The following is a 20,659-nucleotide window of genomic DNA, read 5'->3' on the forward strand; positions in this document are numbered from 1 at the left end:
CCACGATGTGCCCGTGGTGAACAGACTCGGTGCCCTCGACTCGTCCTTCCTCTACCTCGAGGAGCCCACCCTGCCCATGCACGTGGGGTCGGTCATGGTCTTCGAGCCGCCGGCCGAGGGCTTCGACTACGACAGCTTCGTCGCCGTCGTCGGTGACCGCATCGCCGGGCACTCGCGTTACCGCCAGCGCATCCGCGAGGTCCCGGGGCGCCTGGACAACCCCGTGTGGGTCGATGACGAACACTTCGACATCGGCTACCACGTGCGCCGGTCGGCCATCCCCTCGCCGGGGGCCCGCAGCGACCTCGAGGACTACGTCGCGCAGATCATGACCCGGCCGCTCGACCGGTACCGGCCCCTGTGGGAGGCCTACTTCGTCGAGGGTCTCGACGGGGGGCGCTTCGCCGTCGTCACCAAGGCGCACCAGGCGATGGTCGACGGCATCAGCGCCGTCGACCTGGCCCACCTGCTGCTCGACCCCGACGCCGTCCCCGTCGACGACCGCGAGGGCCAGCCCGGGTCCGCGCCCTCCGACCTGCGCCTGGTCGCCGACGCGCTCCTCGGCTCGGTCCTCAACCCGGCCCGGGTCGTGCGCGGTGTCGGGGCGGGGCTGCGCGACGTCAGCCGCACCGGCCGGGTCGTCACCGGTACCGCCGGCCGCCTCGTTGCGACCCTCGCTCGCGTGGGGGCACGCCCCGCGCCGGACTCGCCGATCAAGGCGACCGTCGGCGCCGCGCGCCGCTACGTCATGGTCGAGACCGATCTGGACGACTACCGCAAGGTGCGCGGCCGGCTGACCCGGGGGCGCTACGTCGACGACGTGTCGATCAACGACGTCATCCTCGCCACGGTGGCCGGGGCGCTGCGGGCCTGGATGCAAAACCGCGGGCTGCCGGTCACGGCCACGACGACCCTGCGGGTCATGGTGCCGCTGAGCATCGTCGACGGCTCCGGCGACCCGCTCACCGACAACGCGATGACCGCGTGCTTCATCGACCTGCCCATCGGCGAGAACACCCCGTCCATGCGGCTGCACCAGATCGCCTTCGCGATGCGGCAGCAGATCGAGTCGATCTCGGTCGAGGGCGTCGGCGCGACGTCGCTGGCGAGCATCGGGGGCTTCGCCCCGCCGACGCTGCACACGCTCGGCGCCCGGCTCGGCAGCGCCATGAGCCGCCGCCTGTTCAACTTCGTCATCACCAACGTGCCCGGTCCGCAGCAGTCCCTGCAGGTGGAGGGCTGCCGGCTCATCGAGACCTACCCGGTCATGCCGCTGGGCCGTGGTCAGGGCCTGGCGATCGGGCTGACCTCCTACGACGGCAAGGTCTACTACGGCCTCACCGGTGACCGTGACTCGATGCCCGACCTCGACCTGCTGGCGCGCTCGATCCAGGACGCGCTCGCCGAGCTGCGCACCGCCCCCAGGGGACGCGCGTGATGCGGGTCTACGTGCCGATGCTCCTGCCCGAGCTCGCCGACGTCGCCGCGACGGGACGTCTGCCGGAGCGCACCCCCTTCGCCGTGACGGACGCGGTCCGCGCCCTCGACCCGACGGCCGACGAGGAGGACCTCGAGTTCGAGGCGATGTGCCAGGCACTCGACGCGGCCCGCGACCTCGGTGCCGGTCGTCGCGTCGTCGCCGCAGCCGACGTCCCCGACGCCCCGGGCACCGGCGATGACGGTCGGCTCGACGCCGCCGTGGTCATCGCGGTGGCCGACGTCGTGAGCTTCCACGTCGAGGAGGACGCGGGTGGCGTCGGCTCCGGCTACGACGACCTGCTCTGGTACGACGTCACCGAGCTTCCCGACCTCGCCGAGGGTTAGACCAGGCGCTCGGCGAGGAAGCGCGCCTCGGCGTCGATCGAGTCGATGATCGCCGGCTGGGCGGCCTGCTCGACCTTTTTGCCGACGAGCGGGATCGAGCACGTGAGGTCGGCGGCCACGGCCATCCGGGCACCGTTGCCGGCGGGGGTCAGGTCGATGGTGCCGCGCAGGCGCAGCGGGGCTCCCGAGACGGTGAGGTCGAGGTCGGCGCGGCGGGAGCCGTCGGCCGCCGCGGGGTGCCAGGTCTGCTGCTCGTCGATCTGCAGCGTGTCGCCGACCATCGACGCCACGGCCGCGGGCATGCCCTGGGTGGAGAGCGCTCGTCGCGTGCGCACGACGACGTCGGCGCCCTGCTCGGTCACTGACGCGGTCGAGCCGGGCACCTGGGCGTCGACCTTGGCCTGCTGGTACTCCTGCGTCGAGACGAGCGCGAAGGCCTCGTCGGGGCCGGCGGGCAGGGTGGCCTCACGGGTGATCCTCATGGGCACACGCTAGCGCTGCGGACCGGCGTCGTCAGGCACGCAGGGCGGCACTCGTCGTGCGCAGCAGCTCGCTCGCCCGGGCGCACTCGGCCGTGAGCAGCGTGCGGTGCCGACCGAGCGTCGTCACGACGTGGTGCACCCGCTCCTGCAGCGACTCGCGCACCCGCTCGGCCTCGTCGACCGAGTGGGCGTCGGCGACGCCGGTGATGCCCCAGCTGCGCTCGACCGTGCCGTCGCGCACGTCGAGCCCGGCCGCGCGGGCCTCCTCCTCGAGGGCGCGAAGGCGGGCGATCGCCTCGGCGAGCTCGGTGGCCGTCGAGTGCAGGGTGCGCCCGCACACGTCCATGGCATCGGCCGTGGACGCGGTGGCCTCGGCGAGGCGCTCTGCCCGGCGGCGTCGCTCGAGCGCGCTCGGTCCGCGCCACCCGGGTGCGGCGTCGGCCAGCGCAGCGCGCAGTGCCTCGGCGTCGGCGTGCAGCTGCACCGCACGGCTGCGCAAGGAGGATGCCAGGGCACTCAGCGAGCCGGGGTCGCCCAGCAGGGGGTGGCTCATCGCAGCTCGCGGACGTCGGGGCGTGCGTGCTCGCCGCCCCGCGCCGACGAGGAGGCCGACCGGGCGGCGCGCGGCCCCATCGCGAGGGCGAGCTCGCGGCACCCGGCAGAGATCTCGCGGAGGCTGTCGACGGTGTCGTCGACCGTGCCGTCGAGCGCCCGCTGGGTCGCGTGGTCCCCGACCGTCACGAGGTGGTCGAGCAGCAGCTCGCCCGTGGCCGCGGTGTGCTCACCGGTGGCGGACAGGGCGTCGACGAGCGCGTCGAGGTCCTCGGGGCGAGGGTGCGAAGGGGGCATGGTCCGGCCAGCCTATCGACGCGCGTCGTCCCCGGGACGCGGGCCGTCCACAGGCCCGCGGCGGTCCCCCCTTCGCTCCGCCGGGGGGTGCACGTGACGCGCGTCATAGGGGGCTAGGCTCGTCGTGAGCGGGACGACGAGGTCCCGCGACACGTGACGATGCGACCGAGGACGCCCATCCATGGCACAGCTGCCTGCCCGCCCCGCCACCGACCCCGAGGGAGTGCTCGTCGACGCCGCCACCGCGGCCGGTGACGACGCCCCCTTCGTCGAGCGGTACCTGCGACACGTCGACGCGACCGCGCTGCGCGGTCGGTCCGCGGAGGACCTGGTGGCGATGGCCACCAGACACCGGGAGGTGGCCGCCACCCGGGCGCCGGGGCAGACGGTCGTCGACGCCGCCGACGGGGTGCTGCACGTCGTCACCTCGGACCGGCCCTTCCTCGTCGACTCGGTCCTCGGCGAGCTCGGGTCCGCCGGCATCGGGGTCTCGCTGCTCCTCCACCCGCTCTTCGTCGTCCGGCGCGACGCGCAGGGCGAGCTCGTCGAGGTGCTCGACACCGACCCCCGCACGCCCCACACCGACCCCGACCTGCACGACGAGTCGTGGATCCGTCTCGAGCTCGCCGACCGGTGCGACATGGCGCTCGTCCAGGACCGCATCGCCGAGGTCGTCGACGCCGTCGCCGCCGCCGTCGACGACTGGGAGAGCATGCGGGCGACGGTGACCGAGCTCGTGCAGGCCCTCGACGAGGGCCGGGGGGCCGGCAGCCGCGAGTCGCAGACCGCGGCCGCGGAGTTCCTGCGCTGGCTCGTCGACGACCACTTCACCTTCATCGGCTCGCGCGACCACACGGTCGACGGCGACGCGGTCACGGCCGTCCCCGGCAGCGGGTTGGGCGTGCTGCGTGACGACTCGACGGCCGAGGCAATCACGCCGCTCGGCGGCACCAGCGACGAGGGTGAGTGCCTGGCGATCGGCAAGTCGCACGCCGTGCTGCCCGTACACCGCGTGACCCACCCCGACCTCGTCGCCGTGCGCTTCCACGACGCCCAGGGCCGACTCGTCGAGCGCCGCCTCGCCGGGCTCTTCGCGTCGACCGCGTACACCAGCTCGGTGCTGACGATCCCGCTCATCGCCGACAAGGTGCAGCAGATCCTCTCCGACTCCGGGTGGGCCCGCGACAGCCACTCGGGCGCCTTCGCGATGCGCCTGTTCGAGACCTTCCCGCGGGACGAGCTCTTCCAGGCGCCGGTCGACCACCTGCGCCAGGTCGTCACCTCGATCCTGCAGATGGTCCACCGCATCCGCACCGCGACCTTCCTGCGGCTCGACACGGGCGGGCAGTTCGTCTCGGCGATCATCTACCTGCCCCGCGACCGCTACACGACCGCCGTGCGCCAGCGGGTCGAGACCGAGCTGCGCGAGGCGACCGGCGCCGACGAGGTGAGCTTCACCGCGCACGTCTCCGACGAGCCGATGGCGCGGCTCTACTACATCCTGCGCGGCTCGCAGGGCGTCGAGCTGCCGACCGGCGAGGCCCAGCAGCGGCTCGAGGCGGCCGTCGCCGACGCCACGCTCACCTGGGAGGAGCGCCTCGTGCGTCGCGCCGACGAGCTCGTCGGCAGCGAGGTCGCCAGTTCGCTCATCGCCCCGTGGGCCGGCGGGTTCCCCGTCGACTACGAGGACGACTTCGACGCCGCCCAGGCCGTGGCCGACCTGAAGAACCTCGCCCTGCTGGGGGAGGGGACCCCCTTCGCCTGCGCGCTCTACGACCCCCGCCGCGGCCACGGCGGCGGCGAGGACCCGCGGGTGCGCCGGATCAAGCTCTTCAGCCTCGACGAGCTGATCCTCGACGACCTCATGCCGATCTTCCGCAACCTCGGCACCCAGGTCATCGAGGAGGAGCCCTACACGCTCACCCGCACCGACGGTGTCACCGCCGGTGTCTACGACATGAGCCTGCGGGTGCCCGACGCGGCCCTGTGGGAGGCGCACACCCACGAGGAGCTGCGCGAGCTCGTCGAGTCGGCGGTCATCGCCGTGCGGGCCGGACGTACCGAGTCCGACGGCTTCAACGCGCTGATCATCCGGGCTGGGCTCACCTGGCGGCAGGTCTCGCTGCTGCGCGCGATCGGGCGCTACCTGCGGCAGGCCGGCGGCACGTGGGGCCAGACGAGCCTCGAGTCCGCGCTCGCCGACAACCACACCATCGCCCGTGACGTCGTCGAGCTCTTCGAGACCCGCTTCGACCCCGACCGCTTCGAGGGGGTGGCCGGCGAGGACCGCGCCGCCGCCGAGGCCGAGGTGACCCAGCGCATCCACGACGCGCTCGAGGAGGTCAGCTCGCTCGAGCACGACCGGATCATCCGGGCCTTCGTCGGGGTCATCGCCGCGACCCTGCGCACGAGCTACTTCGTGCGCGACGCCGAGGGCGAGCCGCTGCCGCGCATCTCGCTGAAGCTCGAGCCGGCACGCGTGCCCGACATGCCCAAGCCGCACCCCGCCTTCGAGATCTGGGTGCACAGCCCGCAGGTCGAGGGCGTCCACCTGCGCTTCGGCGCGGTCGCCCGTGGTGGCCTGCGCTGGAGCGACCGACGCGACGACTTCCGCACCGAGGTCCTCGGGCTCGTCAAGGCCCAGATGGTCAAAAATGCCGTCATCGTGCCGACGGGCAGCAAGGGCGGCTTCTTCGGCAAGCAGCTGCCCGACCCGGGCGTTGACCGAGAGGCGTGGATGGAGGCCGGCCGCTCGGCCTACCGGGCCTTCATCTCCGGCCTGCTCGACGTCACCGACAACCGCGTCGAAGGCGCGATCGTCCCGCCCGAGCGGGTCGTGCGCCACGACGGCGACGACTCCTACCTCGTCGTCGCCGCCGACAAGGGCACGGCGACCTTCTCCGACCTGGCCAACTCCATCGCCCGCGAGTACGGCTTCTGGCTCGACGATGCCTTCGCCTCCGGCGGCTCGGTCGGCTACGACCACAAGGGCATGGGCATCACCGCCCGCGGCGCCTGGGAGTCGGTCAAGCGGCACTTCCGCGAGCTCGGCCACGACACCCAGACCGAGGACTTCACCGTCGTCGGCATCGGTGACATGAGCGGTGACGTCTTCGGCAACGGCATGCTGCTGTCCGAGCACATCCGGCTCGTCGCGGCCTTCAACCACCTGCACGTCTTCATCGACCCGCAGCCCGATGCGGCCGGCTCCTTCGCCGAGCGGCGACGGCTTTTCGACCTGCCCCGCAGCTCCTGGGACGACTACGACCGCTCCCTCATCAGCGAGGGGGGTGGCGTGTGGTCGCGCAGCGCCAAGTCGATCCCCGTGAGCGAGCAGGCCGCAGCCGCCCTCGGCCTCGACGGGGCCACGTCGATGACGCCGACCGAGCTGATCCACCTCATCCTCCAGGCGCCCGTCGACCTGCTGTGGAACGGCGGCATCGGCACCTACGTCAAGGCCGCCGACGAGTCCCACACCGAGGTAGGGGACCGGGCCAACGACGCCATCCGCGTCGACGGCGGTCAGGTGCGTGCCCGGGTCATCGGCGAGGGCGGCAACCTTGGGGCCACCCAGCGTGGCCGGATCGAGGCCGCCGGGGCCGGGGTGCGGGTCAACACCGACGCCGTCGACAACTCCGCCGGCGTCGACACCTCCGACCACGAGGTCAACATCAAGATCCTGCTCGGCGAGGCGATCCGCCGCGGCTCCCTCGACGAGGACGCCCGGGTCGAGCTGCTCGCCTCGATGACCGACGAGGTCGCCGAGCAGGTGCTGCGCGACAACTACGAGCAAAACGTCCTGCTCGGCAACGCTCGGGCCCAGCACGGCGACATGCTCGTCGTCCACGAGCGCCTCATGGAGACCCTCACCGCGCGCGGCGAGCTCGACCGCGAGCTGGAGTTCCTCCCGAGCAGCGCCGAGGTGCACGACCGGCTCGACGCCGGCGAGGGCCTGTCCTCGCCGGAGCTGTCGGTCCTGCTCGCCTACTCCAAGCTGGCGCTCAAGACCGACCTGCTCGACTCCGACCTGCCCGACGACCCGGCGACCGAGCGACAGCTGACGGACTACTTCCCGACGCCGCTGCGCGAGCGCTTCCACGACGAGCTGCGGGCACACCCCCTTCGTCGGGAGATCGTGACCACCGCGGTGGCCAACGACCTGGTCAACCGGGGCGGGATCACCTTCGTCCAGCGGGCGGTCGAGGAGACGAGCGCGACGTCCGCCCAGGTTGCGCGGGCCTTCCTCGTCGCCCGCGAGATCTTCGGTCTCGACGACTACGTCGAGCAGGTCGAGGCACTCGACAACGTCGTGCCGACGCAGGTGCAGACCCGGCTCTACCTCGAGCTGCGCCGCCTCATGGACCGGGCGGTGCGGTGGTTCCTCGCCAACCGCGCCGGCCGTCTCGACGTCACCGGCGAGATCGAACGCTTCGCCGAGCCGGTCGCGAGCCTCGCCCCGCAGATCCCCGACCTGCTGCGCGGCTCGCAGGCCGAGCGGCTGGCTCGCAAGACGCAGGACTTCGTCGACGCGGGCGTGCCCACCGACCTGGCCCGGCGGACCGCGACCCTGCTCGACCTGTACTCCGTGCTCGACATCGTCGACATGTCCACCGACACCGGGCGCGAGCTCTTCGACGTCGCCGAGACCTACTACCAGGTCTCCGAGACCTTCGGCATCGACGAGCTGCTCATCATGGTGACGACCCTGCCGCGCGAGGAGCGCTGGGACGCCATGGCCCGGGGGGCGCTGCGGGACGACCTCTACGCGACCCTGCAGTCGCTGACGAGCTCGGTCCTCGAGCGCGACGGCGACGATGCCGCCTCGCGGCTGGCGCAGTGGTCGGCGCAGCACGACGAGGCCGTCGAGCGGGTGCAGACCCAGCTCGCCGGCATCCGACAGCTGACCTCGCCCGGTGTCGCGGCCCTGTCGGTGGCGCTGCGCACGCTTCGCTCGGTCACCCGCTGAGCACCCGGTCCGCCGGTGTCCGCACGTCACTAGGATCGTGACGTGCGGACACTGTCGGACTTCCTGCGGACCACCCCCGGCCTCGAGGCGGCCGACACCGAGTGGCTCCACCTGCTCGTCGAGGACTGGCACCTGCTCGCCGACCTGAGCTTCAGCGACCTCGTCCTCTGGCTGCCGCGCGAAGGGGGCTGGGTCGCCGCCGCGCACACCCGCCCCATGACCGGGCCGATGGTCTTCGTCGAGGACATCGTCGGCCAGGGTGAGGCGGCGGTCTTCGGGGACCTCGTGAGCCGGGCGGTGCGCGACGGGCAGAGCGAGCACGTGCGCGAGCGCGGGCAGGACCTGCTCCACGAGCGGGCTCGCCCGGTGCGTCGGGCCGGTCGCATGATCGGCGTGCTCAGCGTGCACGACCAGCTCGACAGCGGTCGGCCGCTGACGCGCCTCGAGGAGAGCTACGGCCACATGAGCGACGAGCTCTTCCTCATGGTCGCCGAGGGCACGTGGCCGACGACCGGGTCACCGAGCGGTGCCCGCCGGGGCGCACCCCGCGTCGGTGACGGCGTCATGCGGCTCGACGTCGCGGGTGTCGTGCACTACGCCTCGCCCAATGCGCTCAGCGCGATCCGCAAGCTCGGTCACCAGGGCCCGATCGAGGGCGAGGTCCTGCTCCAGGTGATCAGCGGTGTCGCCGGGCAGCCGGGGCAGCTCGACGAGGGGCTCGCCCTCGTCGCCATGGGTCGGGCCGCGTGGCGCTCCGATCTCGCCGCCAACGGCGCTGCGCTCGCGCTGCGGGCGGTGCCGCTCATGCACGGCCGCGAGCGGCACGGCGCGATCGTCCTCGCGCGCGACGTCTCCGAGCTGCGGCGGCGCGGCGACGAGCTGATGACCAAGGACCAGACGATCCGCGAGATCCACCACCGGGTCAAGAACAACCTGCAGACCGTCGCCGCCCTGCTGCGGATGCAGTCGCGACGGGTGCCCGACGGGGTCGCTCGAACGGCTCTGGACGAGGCGGTCCGTCGGGTCGGGGTGATCGCCATGATCTACGAGGCGCTGAGCACCGGATTCGCCGAGGCGCTGGACTTCGACGACGTCGCGGTGCGCGGTCTGCGTGCGATCGTCGAGGTGGCGCGCATGACGGGGGGGATCGACTCCCGCTTCGCGGGGTCCTTCGGGATGATGCGGGCCGAGGACGCGACGGCCGTCGGGCTGATCCTCAGCGAGCTGATCCAGAACGCCGTCGAGCACGGGGTGCCCGAGGGCGGAACGGTCTCGGTCGAGGCCGAGCGCAGCACCGAGGGCGACGTCGACATCCTGCGGGTGACCGTCGTCGACGACGGGGCGGGCCTGCCGACGGGCTTCCGCCCGAGCAAGGCGGGGCTGGGCACCCGGATCGTCACCTCGATGATCCATGACCTCGGCGGTCAGATCCGCTGGGACGACGCGGAGCCGCGGGGGACCAGGGTGCGCTTCAGCGCTCGGCTGCGGCCGGTCGACGGCTGACCGGCACCCGCCGGGACACGACGAAACCGCCCCCGAGCAGGTGCTCGGAGACGGCGGTCAGGTGGGACGAGGTCTCAGCCGGCGCGGCGGGCGCGGGCCTTGCGACGCTTGAGCGCGCGGCGCTCGTCCTCGGAGAGGCCACCCCAGACGCCGGCGTCCTGGCCGGACTCGATGGCCCACTTGAGGCAGGTGTCGACGACCTCGCACCGTCGGCAGACCTTCTTGGCCTCCTCGATCTGGGCGATCGCGGGGCCGGTGTTGCCGATGGGGAAGAAGAGCTCGGGGTCTTCGTCGAGACAGGCTGCGCGGTCGCGCCAATCCATGGGGGTGGTGCTCCTTGTCGTCGGGGAGGTCGTGCACGCTGTGTGTCGCTGGCCGAGGCCGACGTGGAGGTCGAGCCGCCGGGGCGTCCACGACCCAAAACACACATCATTCTTCACGCTACTGCTCCGTATGCCAACAGTCTGGGACGACGGCTTTGTTCCGCCGCGTCGTGTGATGAGTCACGAAGGGTCACCTACGCTGCTGGTCGTGACCCCGAGCAATCCCCCTTCGCACCTCACACCACCCGCCCTTGCCGCCGCGGCGGTGAGCGCCGTCGAGGCACTCCTCCTGCTGGTCACGGCCGGCCTCTACGGCCTCGAGCTGGCCGACGGGCGGGCCGAGGACCCGAGCACGGCGTCGATGTCGATGGTCGTGGCGATCATCTTCGCGATCCTGCTCCTGGCCCTCGCCGGCGCGTGGGCGAAGGGGGCCCGGTGGCCGCGCACCCCGACTCTCGTGTGGAACGTCCTGCTGCTGCCGGCCGCCTGGACCCTCGTGCAGAGCTCTGGCCTGTGGATCGGGCTGGGGCTGGCCGTGGTGGCCCTGGCCGGAGTGGTGGCCGCGCTCCTGTCACCCTCACCGGACCTGCCGGACGGGGTGGCCTGATGGGCATCGACGTCGTCGAGGCGAGCATCGCCTCCCTTCGTGCTGCGCTGGAGTCGGGGGAGACGACGAGCGAGGAGCTGGTCCGCGCCTACCTGGCCCGCATCGAGGCCTACGACTCCGCCGGCCCACGGCTCAACGCCGTCGTCGTGCCCAACCCCGCGGCCCTCGACGATGCCCGCGCCAGCGATGCCCGCCGGGCGAAGGGGGAGACCCTCGGCCCGCTCGACGGCATCCCCTACACGGCCAAGGACTCGTATCTTGCGACGGGGCTCACCTGTGCCAGCGGGTCGCCGGCCTTCGCCGACCTCGTCGCGCAGCGCGATGCCTTCACCATCGAGCGGCTGCGCGGGGCCGGTGCGGTGCTCATCGGCCTGACCAACATGCCGCCGATGGCCAACGGCGGCATGCAGCGCGGGGTCTACGGCCGGGCCGAGAGCCCCTACAACGGCGACTTCCTCACCGCGGCCTTCGGCTCCGGCAGCTCCAACGGCTCGGGGACGGCGACGGCGGCGAGCTTCGCGGCCTTCGGCCTGGGGGAGGAAACCTGGTCCTCCGGGCGGGCACCGGCGAGCAACAACGCGCTGTGTGCCTACACGCCCTCGCGGGGCGTGATCTCGGTGCGGGGCAACTGGCCGCTCGTGCCGTCGATGGACGTCGTCGTGCCGCACGCGCGGACGATGGCCGACCTGCTCGAGGTGCTCGACGTGGTCGTCGCCGACGACCCGGACATCACGGGTGACCTGTGGCGCACCCAGCCGTGGATCGAGGTGCCCGCGGCCTCGCAGGTGCGGCCGGGGTCCTACCCGGCGCTCGGCGCGGACGGCGCGGCGCCGCTGCGCGGGCTGCGGCTCGGCGTGCCGCGGATGTACCTCGGCACCGACGAGGAGGCGGGCACGGGCGTCGGCTTCGGCGGGCCGATCGGCGAGCGGATCGTGCCGCGGCCGAGCTCCATGGAGCTCTTCGCGGCGGCGCGCGCGGACCTCGAGGCGGCGGGGGCGGAGGTCGTCGAGACCGACTTCCCCGTGGTGTCCAACTACGACGGTGATCGTGCCGGTGCGCCGACGATCGCGACGCGCGGCCTGCTCCCGGAGGGCTATCTCGAGGAGGAGATCTGGGAGCAGTCGATGTGGGGGTGGGAGACCTTCCTGCGGGCCAACGGCGACCCCGCGCTGCACCGGCTCGCCGATGTCGACGGCTCGCGGATATTCCCGCACCCCGAGGGCGCGCTGCCCGACCGCTACGGCGAGCTCGACTTCGACCTCGCTGACTACGTCGCCCGGGCGCGGCAGGCAGGTGTCGTCGAGGACGTCACGACCCTGCCCCTGCTCGAAGGGGGTCTGCGTGGCCTGGAGGAGACGCGCCGCGTCGACCTCGAGGCGTGGATGGACGACCTGGGGCTCGACGCGGTGATCTTCCCGGCGGTGGCCGACGTCGGGCCGGCCGATGCGGATGTGCGTGAGGAGTCGGCCGACCTCGCGTGGCGCAACGGCGTGTGGGTGGCCAACGGCAATCTCGTCCCGCGCCACCTCGGCATCCCGACGGTCACGGTGCCGATGGGCACGATGAGCGACATCGGCATGCCGATCGGGTTGACCTTCGCCGGGCGCGGCTGGGACGACAACCGCCTGCTGACGATCGCGGCGGCCTTCGAGGCGACGGGTCAGCGGCGCACCGAGCCCCCGCGCACGCCGCGGCTGGAGTGAATCTGCCGGTCTCCGGTTGAGTGGGTTGAGGTATCTCCGACCGTCTATCCGGTCGTGGGCACCTCGACCCGTGGGAGGGCGACCTGCACCTCATCCGCTGCCCCGTCGACGACGAGGTATCCCCGACCGGCCACGCGCGGCAGGGGCGGGACCCGCAGGCCGAGCGCGTCGCCGTCTGACCGGGCCGACGGCTGGAGGAGCAGGCCGGTGCGGGTGCGCGCGAGGTCGGAGACCAGCCCGCGCACCTGGCCGACGGCCGTCTGGGTGGCCGTCGCGCCGATGACCAGCCCGCGGTCGGCGTCGAGACGACGCAGGATCTCCTTGAGCACGTCGGCGACGGGTGCGCCCTCGAGCCGGTCGAGGTCGTCGGCGATGACCGCGAGGTCGGGGTGCTGCTGGCGCAGGGCGATCAACTCGTCCCGGTCATCCGCACCGAGGACCGGGCAGTCGAGCCCGTCGGCGATCGCCCCCGAGCCGATGACGACGAGTGGCTGCCCGGAGGCGACCACCTGGCGGGCGAGCAGTGACAGCGCCGTCGATCGACCGCTGCGCGGCGGGCCGCAGACGAGGAACCGCCGCGCGCCGTCGGTGCGCCACACCACCGGGTCGCGACCGGAGCCGCCGAGCCCGAGCGGGATCCGCTCCCGCGCCGCTGCGGGTAGCACGTCGAGCGGCACCGACCCGGGGAGCTCCTCGACGACCCACGGGGGTGCGGCCGCTTCGCCCCCTCCAGAGGAGGCAAGTGACGGCAGCGCCACCTGCACGAGGTCGCCGCCCGGCTGGAGCCGAGCCCGACCGGGGACGAGCCGGTCCGAGACCTCGGTGCGGGTGAGTCCGGCCAGGGCGGCATCGCCCCGGTCGCTCAGGTGCAGCACGAGGCGGGTGCCGACGAGGGAGGAGACCCGGCCGGACAGCAGCTCGCGGCCACCTGCGACGACGACGCGCAGCCCGAGGGCGACGCCGTCGCGCATGAGCGTCTCGAGGGTCTCGGCAGTTTCCCCGAGGTCGAGCGAGCCGCGCGGCCGCGTCACCCGGCCCCAGCCGTCGATCGCCAGGAGCAGGTGCGGCGGGGGAGGCGGACCCCCTTCGCTCTCGTGGGTGGCCCACCACGCGTCGAGAGTCGGGTGACCACTGGCCCGCAGTGCTGCTCGCCGCACCGAGAGGTCGGACTCCAGACGCTCGAGGAAGCGCCCCACGACCGTCGGCTCCTCCCCGTCGACGATGCTCCCGACGTGCGGCAGGGCGGACAGCCCAGCCAACCGCGCAGACCCGTCACCGACGACCTGCACCTGCAGCCGGTCGGCCGACCACCGGTGCGCGGCGGCGGTGACGAGCGAGGCGAGGGCCGTGGTCCGACCTGAGCCGGGACCGCCGACGAGCATCCAGTGACCGTCGGTGGTCGCCCACTCCAGCCGTGACTGGCGCTGCTGCGCCGGCAGGTCCACGAGGCCAAAGGGAGCCCCCGTCACCTCGTCGTCGGGCAGCCGCGCCGCCTCGATGGTCTCCGGCAGCGGCGGCAGCCAGGGTCGGTGGGGCGCCGGGATGGCCAGCGACTGCGCCACCCGGGTCATCGTGCGGGCAAGGCGCTGCAGGTCGGTCGGCCCGAGGTCGTCGACGACGGGCGGCGCGGGCCAGGCCTCGCCGGGGCGGCGCACGAGCAGCGCCCCGCCGACACCGGCGGCGTGCCCGGCGACCCGGCCCGTCTGGAAGGCGCGGGGCGGACCGCCACCGGTGCTCGCCAGGGCCCGGCCCGGCGCAGTCTCGGGGATCTCGGCCGCGTCGGGGCAGCCGATGACGTCGTCGCTGTCGGCGCGGTCGCGCACGCGCAGCGCGATGCGCAGGTTGACGTTGGCCTTGATGTCCGCGGAGACGATGCCGCCGGGTCGCTGGGTCGCGAGCACGAGGTGCACGCCGAGCGAGCGGCCCACGGCGGCGATGCGCATGAGGTGGGCCATGACGTCGGGCTGCTCCTCGGCGAGCATGCGGAACTCGTCGATGACGATCATCAGCCGGGGCAGCGGGTCGCCGCGGTGGTCGTCGATGTCCTTGGCCCCCGATGCGGCGAGGACGTGCTCGCGGCGGGTCAGCTCGGCGTCGAGGCTGGTCAGGGCGCGTTCGGCCGCGGCGGGGTCGAGGTCGGTGAGCATGCCGACGGTGTGCGGCAGCCGGGCGCACTCGGCGAAGGCCGCCCCGCCCTTGTAGTCGACGAGGACGAAGGTCATCTCCTCCGGCGACAGGTGCGCCGCGAGCGCCGCGACCCAGCTCTGGAGGAACTCGGACTTGCCCGACCCGGTCGTGCCGGCGACGAGGGCGTGCGGCCCGTCGCGCCGCAGGTCGATGCGGAAGTCCCCGTCGCCCGCCGATCCGACGGTGACCTCGAGGTCCACACCTCGTTCCCACCGGGCGCAGATCTCCTCCCCGTCGTCGGGGGAGAGGTCGAGCAGGTCGACGAGCCGCGCGGTGCCGGGCAGGGCCCCGCCCCGCGCGTCGGGGGTGGCGTCGCGCAGCGGGGTCAGGGCCGCGGCGAGGCGTCGCGCCCACGCATCACCCGTGCCGTCGACGACACCGCTCGCCGCCTCCTGGCCGGCGACGAGCAGCCGTACCCGGTCGCCGTCGAGGGCGGCGACGGCCCTGGCCTCGTGCGGCAGCTGGTCGGGGGTGTCGGCGAGGGCGATGACGAGGACGCGGGCGGGACCCCCTTCGCTCATGATCGTGCGCAGACCTGGGTCGGTGCGCCGGTCCCCGACACCGTCGACCACGACGACGTGGGCCACCGGCAGCGGGTCGCCCTCGCGGCGCCGCTCGGGCGCGGTGGTGGCCCGTTCGGCGGCGAGACGGGCCAGGCCGGCGAGCAGCGCGGCCCCGGACTCGCGGTCGGTGGCGATGCGCGCCGACTCGGGCACGTCGTCGTGGGCCCGCAGGTGGACCAGCCCGGCGAAGGGGGACCACCACCCGTCGTCGTCCCCGACGACGCTCACCTGCACGTCGTGGTGCGAGTGGAGCGCGGTGAGCTGGCCGAGCAGGTGCCGAGCGAGCCGGTCGCGGGTGGCCGGCCGGCCGGCGATGCCGAGCACGCCGACCTCGGCGAGGTCGACGGACAGGGGGACGTCGTCGAGCACGGGGTGCTCGCGGGCACCGGCCCGGTGCTCGACCTCGATCATTGCGGGCAGGGCGCCGAGGCCGAGCCGCAGGCACAGGTGCTCGTCGTGCTGGGGACGCCTCTCCCACAGGCGTGCCGAGTCCCCACGGGCCGCATCGAGCAGCGCCGACGCGTCGGGTGCCGACCGCAGGCGGTGGCGTCGTTCGGCGCGCAGCGCGGCGGCGAGCCGCTCACCCGTGGCGGCCCGGTCGCGGACCCACTGGGCGTGGGCCTCACGGTGCTCGCGTCGCGAGGTCGTGCGGTCGGACAGGGTGGAGCCGAGGACGAGCAGCGGTGAGAGCAGGCCGAAGAGCAGCATCCGCGGCCCGAAGAACAGCGCGAGCAGCCCGGCGAAGGGCAGCGGCAGCAGCACCATGAGCCAGGGGATGCGGCGGCGGGCCGATGCGGTCGGCTCGGGTGGGAGCCGGATGGTCGCGGGTGCCGTCGGCTGGGGCAGGTGGGGCGTGGGGTTGACCGCGAGGGTCCCGTCGCCGCTCGGGGTGCGCCTGGCGGGTCGCTGGCGGTGGGCCTCGACGGCGAAGGTCGTGTGCCCGGCGATCACCCGGCTGCCGGAGCGGACGCGGGCGCCGTCGGTGGGCAGCGGCGCCTCGTCGACGGTGGTGCCGTTGGTCGTGCCGAGGTCGCGGACGTGGACGCCGTCGCGGTCGACGGTGAGCTCGACGTGCTCGCGGGAGAGGGCGTCGTCGGCGACCCGCATCGTCGCGGCATCGCCACGGCCGATGGTGTGCCGACCGGGCGTGAGCTCCAGGGTGCGTCCGGCGTCGGGTCCGCTCAGCGACACCAGGCGAAGGGGGGCCCGGCTCGCCTCTGTCGCAGCGGTATCCGTGGCACCGATGATGAGCTCGGCCCCGTCGAGGAGGGGCGGCAACCCGAGCGGAGCATCGGGCGCGAGGGCCTCGCCGCGGACGGTGGCGGTCGCGGGGGCGTGCCCGGTCGCGGCGAGCAGGTCGCCGAGCGTGTGGTGCGTCTCGGCGCGCACGTCGATCGTCTCGGGCCCCCCGCTGCCGGTGTCGATGATCGTCATCCGCAGCTGCATGACGGCACCGTAGGTCGATCCGGGTCAGCGCCGCCGAGAGTTGTCCACAGGATCAGTCGTCGAGACCCCGAGCTGCCAGGGCATCACCCATCGCATCCGCCCGCCGGAGCGCGCCGACGATGAGCGGCACGGCGAAGGCGCGTGGGCTGGCGGCGAGACCCCGCGCGTGCTGCGCCTCGCGCACGCGCCGCCCCAGGTCGATGACCTGCGGCACGGCGCGGATCGCCAGCTGGAGCATCAGGCCCACCCGCTCGGGGTTGACCCCGACCCGCCGCAGGGGGCCGCACACCCGCACGACGACGTCGATGAGGTCGGTGGTGCGCGTCGTCAGCGTCACGAGGTTGGCGAGCAGCACGAGCGCGACGAGCACCCCGACGATGACGACGGCCCGCTGCCACCCCGCGACGACCGTCTGGAAGATCGCCAGCGGCACCATGACGAGCAGCAGCGGCCGCAGCATCTGCAGCAGCACCCGCACGGGCATCCGGGCCACGGCGTAGCCGGCCAGCACGACGAGCAGCGCACCGCCGGTGACCAGCGGCGAGCGGACGAAGGGGGAGGCCACGCCCACGAGCAGGAGCGCGAGGAGCTTCGCCCCGGCCGGCAGCCGGTGCAGGACCGAGTCGCCCTCGCGGTAGAGCCCGATCACCGGTCGTCGTCCATGAGCCGCAGGTAGTGGGCGATCGCGTCGGCGGGCGTGCCGTCGTGCACGAGCCGGCTGCGGTCGAAGACGAGCACCCGGTCGAAGTCCGCGAGCAGGTCGAGGTGGTGGGTCACGAGGACGACCTGCTGGGGCAGACCCCGCACGACCTCGGCGACCCGCCGCGCGTTGCGGATGTCGAGCAGCGTCGTCGGCTCGTCCATGACGAGCAGGTCGGGCTCGGTGACGAGCACGGCCGCCAGGGCGAGCAGCTGCTTCTGCCCGCCGCTCAGTAGGTGCGCCGGGTGGTCGCCGCGACCGGCGAGACCGTGGGCGGCCAGGGCCGCCTGAACCCGGGCGTCGACCTCGGTGCGGGTCAGCCCCCTTCGTCGCAGGCTGAAGGCGACGTCCTCGGCGACGGTCGGCATGACGATCTGCGCGTCGGGGTCGGTGAAGCAGAAGCCGACCCGCCGCCGCACCTCCTTGCCCTGCCGCGCGGTGTCGAGCCCGTCGAGGGTCACCGTGCCCTGCTCGGGCACGACGAGCCCGTTGAGCATCCGGGCGAAGGTCGACTTGCCGGAGCCGTTGGCCCCGATGACCCCGACCCGCTGCTCGGTCAGCCGCACGGTCACGTCGCGCAGCACCGGCGCGCCGCCGTCGAAGCCGTGCGTCACGTCGCGCACGTCGATCAGCATGCCTGCACCACCATCGCCACTCCCTGCCCGCCGCCGGCGGCGATCGCCGCGAGGCCCAGTCGCCCTTCGAGGCTCCCTTCGAGGCTCCTCCGTCGCACCTCAGGACGGCGCCTCCGTCGCACCTCAGGGAGCGAAGAGCCCACCAGCTGGTGGAAGAGCCGCACGACGAGCACGGCCCCGGAGGCTCCCCACGGGTGACCCAGTGCCAGCGCCCCACCCTCGGCACACACGCGAAGGGGGTCGACCCCCAGCTCGTCGCAGCACGCCAGGACCTGCCCGGCGAAGGCCTCGTTGATCTCGATGGCGTCGAGGTCGTCGAGCCCGATCCCGCTGCGCTGCAGGGCGATCCGCGTCGCGGGGACGAGCCCGCGGCCGGGGCGGCTCGGCTCGACGCCGGCCGTCGCTGTGGCGAGGATGCGCAGCCCCGGCGCCCCTAGGCGCTCGTGGGTCGCCGCGTCGACGACCGCGACGGCGGCGGCGCCGTCGCTGATGCCGCAGGAGTTGCCGGCGGTCACGCTCCCTTCGTCGCGGAAGGCCGGTCGCAGCCGCGCCAGCTTGTCGACCGTGAGCGTCGCCTTGGGCCGGTCGTCGCGGGTCAAGCCGGCGACGGCGACAACTTCCGCGTCGAAGGCCCCCGCCTCCCGCGCGGCCACAGCCCGCGCGTGCGACCGGGCCGCGTACTCGTCCTGGCGCTCGCGGGTGACGCCGGCCTCGTGCGCGAGCAGGTCGTTGGCCACGCCCATCTCGGGGTCGTCCCACCCCGCCGGCGCGAAGGGAGCCCGCTCGTAGCGCACCGGGTCGGCACCGTCGACGGGTGGCCAGTGCCGCCACGGGGCCGTGCTCACCGACTCCACGCCGCCGGCGAGCACGGCGCTCGCGCCGCCGCGCACGAGCGAGACAGCGACGTCGATCGCGGCCAGACCGCTCGCGCACTGCCGGTCGACGGTGAGCGCGGGGACGGTGACGGGCAGCCCGGCCGCCAGCGACGCGGAGCGGGCCACGTCACCGCCGGGGCCCATGCAGTTGCCGAGCACGACGTCGCTGACGTCCTCCGGTGCCAGGCCGGAGCGGTCGAGGGTCGCGGCGAGCACGGGTCCGGCGAGCTGGTCGGCGGTGACCCCGGCGAGGGAGCGCCCGGCGGTGCCGATGGCCGAGCGGGCCGCGGCGACGATCACCGGGGCACTCATCGGGCAGCCGCCAGGGCCTCGCGGACGGCATCGCGGTCGACCTTGTCGTGCCGGGTGCGGGGGAGTGCGGGCAGGTGCAGCCAGCGGCGCGGCCGCTGGGCGGGAGCGAGCTGCTCGCGGGCGAGGGAGGTGAGGCGCTGCACGTCACCAGCATCGGTCACGGCTGCGGCGACGACCTCACCGAGGTCGGGGTGCGGCAGCCCGACGACGACCACGTCACCGCGCGCCAGGGGACGCAGCACGCCCTCGATGTCGGCGACCCGCACGGTCGCGCCGGCCGTCGTGATCCCGCCAGCGCGTCCGTGGACGATCACGCGACCGTCGACGACCTCGCCGCGGTCGCCGACGGTGACCCAGCCCCCTTCGCCTCGCAGCTCGTGGCCCGGCTCGAGGTAGCCGGCGCTGACATAGGGGGAGCGGACCCACAGCTCGCCGTCGCGCGCTGCGACGTCGACGCCCGGGAAGGGCCGCAGGTCGCCCGCGTGCTCGCCCCATGCGACGAAGGACAGCTCCGCCGCCCCGTAGTAGTGGTGCAGCCGCCCACCCGCGGTCGTCACCGCGGCGGCGGTCGCCTCGTCGACGCGGTCACCAGCGACGACGAGGATGCGGCCGGCGAGGTCGGCCCCGTCCGCCAGCAGCCGACGAAGGGAGGTCGGCGTCAGGTGCGCATGGGTCGCCTCGGCGAGGCTCGAGGCGAGGCGCGCGCCGACCCAGCGGGCGTGGACGGTGGCGAAGAGGTTCATCGTCGCCGTGACCGGACCGGGCACCCACACCCGGCTCGCGGAGGTCGTGCCGGTGAGCTCGGCGACCGCGGCGAAGGAATCGGTCCACGACGCCGTCGTCCGCACGACGGTCCGGGGCGCGCCGGAGGTGCCGGAGGTCGGCAGCGCGACGAGCCGCCCCTGCCGGTCGGCCTCGACGAAGGCCGCGACCGGGTCCGTCGCCGTCAGGACGTGGACCTCAGACGAGGGCATCCTCTCGGGCCGTGCGCCGGGCGCGGATCAGACCCGGGTAGGCCGCGTGCACCCCCTTCGCGACGACGGCGGCGATGACGGCCTTGGCGAGGTCACCCGGGACGAAGGGGGCCGCCGCCACGAGCGCGGCGCCCACGGACAGGTCGGCGCGAAGGACCATGCCGACGACGCCGAGGAGGTTGAGCAGGAGGACGCCACCGAGGACGTTGATGCCGATGCCGACGGCGGTGCGGTAGGGCGTGCCCATCGCCTGGGTCATCGCCCCGATCGCCCAGGCCGCGATCGGCCAGCCGATCAGGTAGCCGACGCTCGGCCCGGCGAAGACGCCCAGGCCGCCGCGGCCGCCGGCGAGCAGCGGCAGGCCGAGCGCGACGAGTGCGAGCAGGACGAGGACGGCCAGGACGCCGCGGCGGGCACCGAGGATCGCGCCGGCGAGCATGATGCCCAGCGACTGAGCGGTGATCGGGACGGCATTGCCGAAGGGGGCGATCGCCGGGACCAGCCCGAGGACGGCGATGATGCCGGCGAAGACGGCGACCTGCGCCAGGTCATGGCCGGTGGAGCGCTGGGTGGACACGGTGGGCCTCTCGGTCGGGGTTCGGCGCCGATCATGGCACGGTTCGGGACCGGATTCGAACACCGTTCAGCACGCGGATCGGGCTGGCCTGTGGATTCTCGAGATGCGGATCGCGCTCAATTCAGTACCGTCG

16 protein-coding genes are annotated in these 20,659 nt (G+C 73.7%); 6 read left to right on the forward strand and 10 right to left on the reverse strand.

Features of this window, described 5'->3' with window-relative positions:
• Positions 1-13: 13 nt before the first annotated feature.
• Together B9B60_RS06545 and B9B60_RS06550 are read left to right on the forward strand one after the other, a co-directional pair.
• Positions 14-1,438 (forward strand): WS/DGAT/MGAT family O-acyltransferase, encoded by a 1,425-nt coding sequence (locus tag B9B60_RS06545; RefSeq protein ID WP_084450366.1) that lies wholly within the window; start codon positions 14-16, stop codon positions 1,436-1,438.
• Positions 1,438-1,824, forward strand: coding sequence for a DUF6912 family protein (locus B9B60_RS06550; RefSeq protein ID WP_084450367.1), 387 nt, complete (start codon positions 1,438-1,440; stop codon positions 1,822-1,824). Before B9B60_RS06545 ends, B9B60_RS06550 begins: the two co-directional genes overlap by 1 nt.
• Here B9B60_RS06550 and B9B60_RS06555 read toward each other — a convergent pair.
• Genes B9B60_RS06555 through B9B60_RS06565 form a run of 3 tightly spaced genes read right to left on the reverse strand, consistent with a single transcriptional unit; the run spans position 1,821 to position 3,155 of the window.
• Positions 1,821-2,306 carry a DUF2505 domain-containing protein gene (locus B9B60_RS06555; RefSeq protein WP_072625145.1) on the reverse strand — a complete coding sequence of 162 codons (486 nt, stop codon included), beginning with the start codon at positions 2,304-2,306 and terminating at the stop codon, positions 1,821-1,823. The two genes, B9B60_RS06550 and B9B60_RS06555, sit on opposite strands and share 4 nt — an antisense overlap.
• A gap of 31 nt (positions 2,307-2,337) precedes the next feature.
• Complete coding sequence (locus tag B9B60_RS06560) at positions 2,338-2,859, reverse strand: hypothetical protein (protein ID WP_084450368.1); 522 nt, start codon at positions 2,857-2,859, stop codon at positions 2,338-2,340.
• Positions 2,856-3,155, reverse strand: coding sequence for a hypothetical protein (locus tag B9B60_RS06565; RefSeq protein ID WP_084450369.1), 300 nt, complete (start codon positions 3,153-3,155; stop codon positions 2,856-2,858). Before B9B60_RS06565 ends, B9B60_RS06560 begins: the two co-directional genes overlap by 4 nt.
• A 181-nt stretch (positions 3,156-3,336) precedes the next feature.
• Between B9B60_RS06565 and B9B60_RS06570 the strand changes: the two genes are divergently transcribed.
• Entirely contained in the window at positions 3,337-8,121 is a 4,785-nt protein-coding gene (locus B9B60_RS06570) for an NAD-glutamate dehydrogenase (RefSeq protein ID WP_084450370.1), read from the forward strand.
• Positions 8,122-8,163: 42 nt separating this feature from the next.
• Complete coding sequence (locus tag B9B60_RS06575; protein ID WP_084450371.1) at positions 8,164-9,624, forward strand: sensor histidine kinase; 1,461 nt, start codon at positions 8,164-8,166, stop codon at positions 9,622-9,624.
• A gap of 74 nt (positions 9,625-9,698) precedes the next feature.
• Here the strand turns inward: B9B60_RS06575 and B9B60_RS06580 are convergent, their stop codons facing one another.
• Complete coding sequence (locus tag B9B60_RS06580) at positions 9,699-9,947, reverse strand: WhiB family transcriptional regulator (RefSeq protein ID WP_007925026.1); 249 nt, start codon at positions 9,945-9,947, stop codon at positions 9,699-9,701.
• 208 nt (positions 9,948-10,155) lie between these two features.
• On the opposite strand from B9B60_RS06580, the gene B9B60_RS16845 reads away from it, so the two are divergent.
• The gene (locus tag B9B60_RS16845) at positions 10,156-10,554 is read left to right on the forward strand and encodes a hypothetical protein (protein ID WP_143445465.1); all 399 of its coding nucleotides are present in this window, start codon (positions 10,156-10,158) and stop codon (positions 10,552-10,554) included.
• Positions 10,554-12,257 (forward strand): amidase, encoded by a 1,704-nt coding sequence (locus tag B9B60_RS06590; protein ID WP_084450373.1) that lies wholly within the window; start codon positions 10,554-10,556, stop codon positions 12,255-12,257. Before B9B60_RS16845 ends, B9B60_RS06590 begins: the two co-directional genes overlap by 1 nt.
• A gap of 44 nt (positions 12,258-12,301) precedes the next feature.
• On the opposite strand, the gene B9B60_RS06595 is transcribed toward B9B60_RS06590, so the two are convergent.
• The 6 genes from B9B60_RS06595 to B9B60_RS06620 are packed head-to-tail and all read right to left on the reverse strand — an operon-like array spanning position 12,302 to position 20,526.
• Entirely contained in the window at positions 12,302-16,453 is a 4,152-nt protein-coding gene (locus B9B60_RS06595; protein WP_084450374.1) for an FtsK/SpoIIIE domain-containing protein, read from the reverse strand.
• A 52-nt stretch (positions 16,454-16,505) separates the two neighbouring features.
• Entirely contained in the window at positions 16,506-17,102 is a 597-nt protein-coding gene (locus B9B60_RS06600; RefSeq protein WP_084450375.1) for an energy-coupling factor transporter transmembrane component T family protein, read from the reverse strand.
• Positions 17,099-17,788, reverse strand: coding sequence for an energy-coupling factor ABC transporter ATP-binding protein (locus B9B60_RS06605; RefSeq protein ID WP_084450376.1), 690 nt, complete (start codon positions 17,786-17,788; stop codon positions 17,099-17,101). The genes B9B60_RS06600 and B9B60_RS06605 overlap by 4 nt, the downstream gene beginning before the upstream one ends.
• A complete protein-coding gene (locus B9B60_RS06610) occupies positions 17,782-18,975 on the reverse strand; it encodes a thiolase family protein (RefSeq protein ID WP_084450377.1) in 1,194 nt (397 codons plus the stop codon). The genes B9B60_RS06605 and B9B60_RS06610 overlap by 7 nt, the downstream gene beginning before the upstream one ends.
• On the reverse strand, positions 18,972-19,949 hold the full coding sequence (locus B9B60_RS06615; RefSeq protein ID WP_084450378.1) for an AMP-binding enzyme: 978 nt from the start codon (positions 19,947-19,949) through the stop codon (positions 18,972-18,974). The genes B9B60_RS06610 and B9B60_RS06615 overlap by 4 nt, the downstream gene beginning before the upstream one ends.
• Positions 19,936-20,526, reverse strand: coding sequence for a biotin transporter BioY (locus tag B9B60_RS06620; RefSeq protein WP_084450379.1), 591 nt, complete (start codon positions 20,524-20,526; stop codon positions 19,936-19,938). Before B9B60_RS06620 ends, B9B60_RS06615 begins: the two co-directional genes overlap by 14 nt.
• Positions 20,527-20,659 lie beyond the last annotated feature (133 nt).

The sequence above is a fragment of the Janibacter indicus genome, assembly GCF_900176385.1.
Lineage (GTDB): Bacteria > Actinomycetota > Actinomycetes > Actinomycetales > Dermatophilaceae > Janibacter > Janibacter indicus.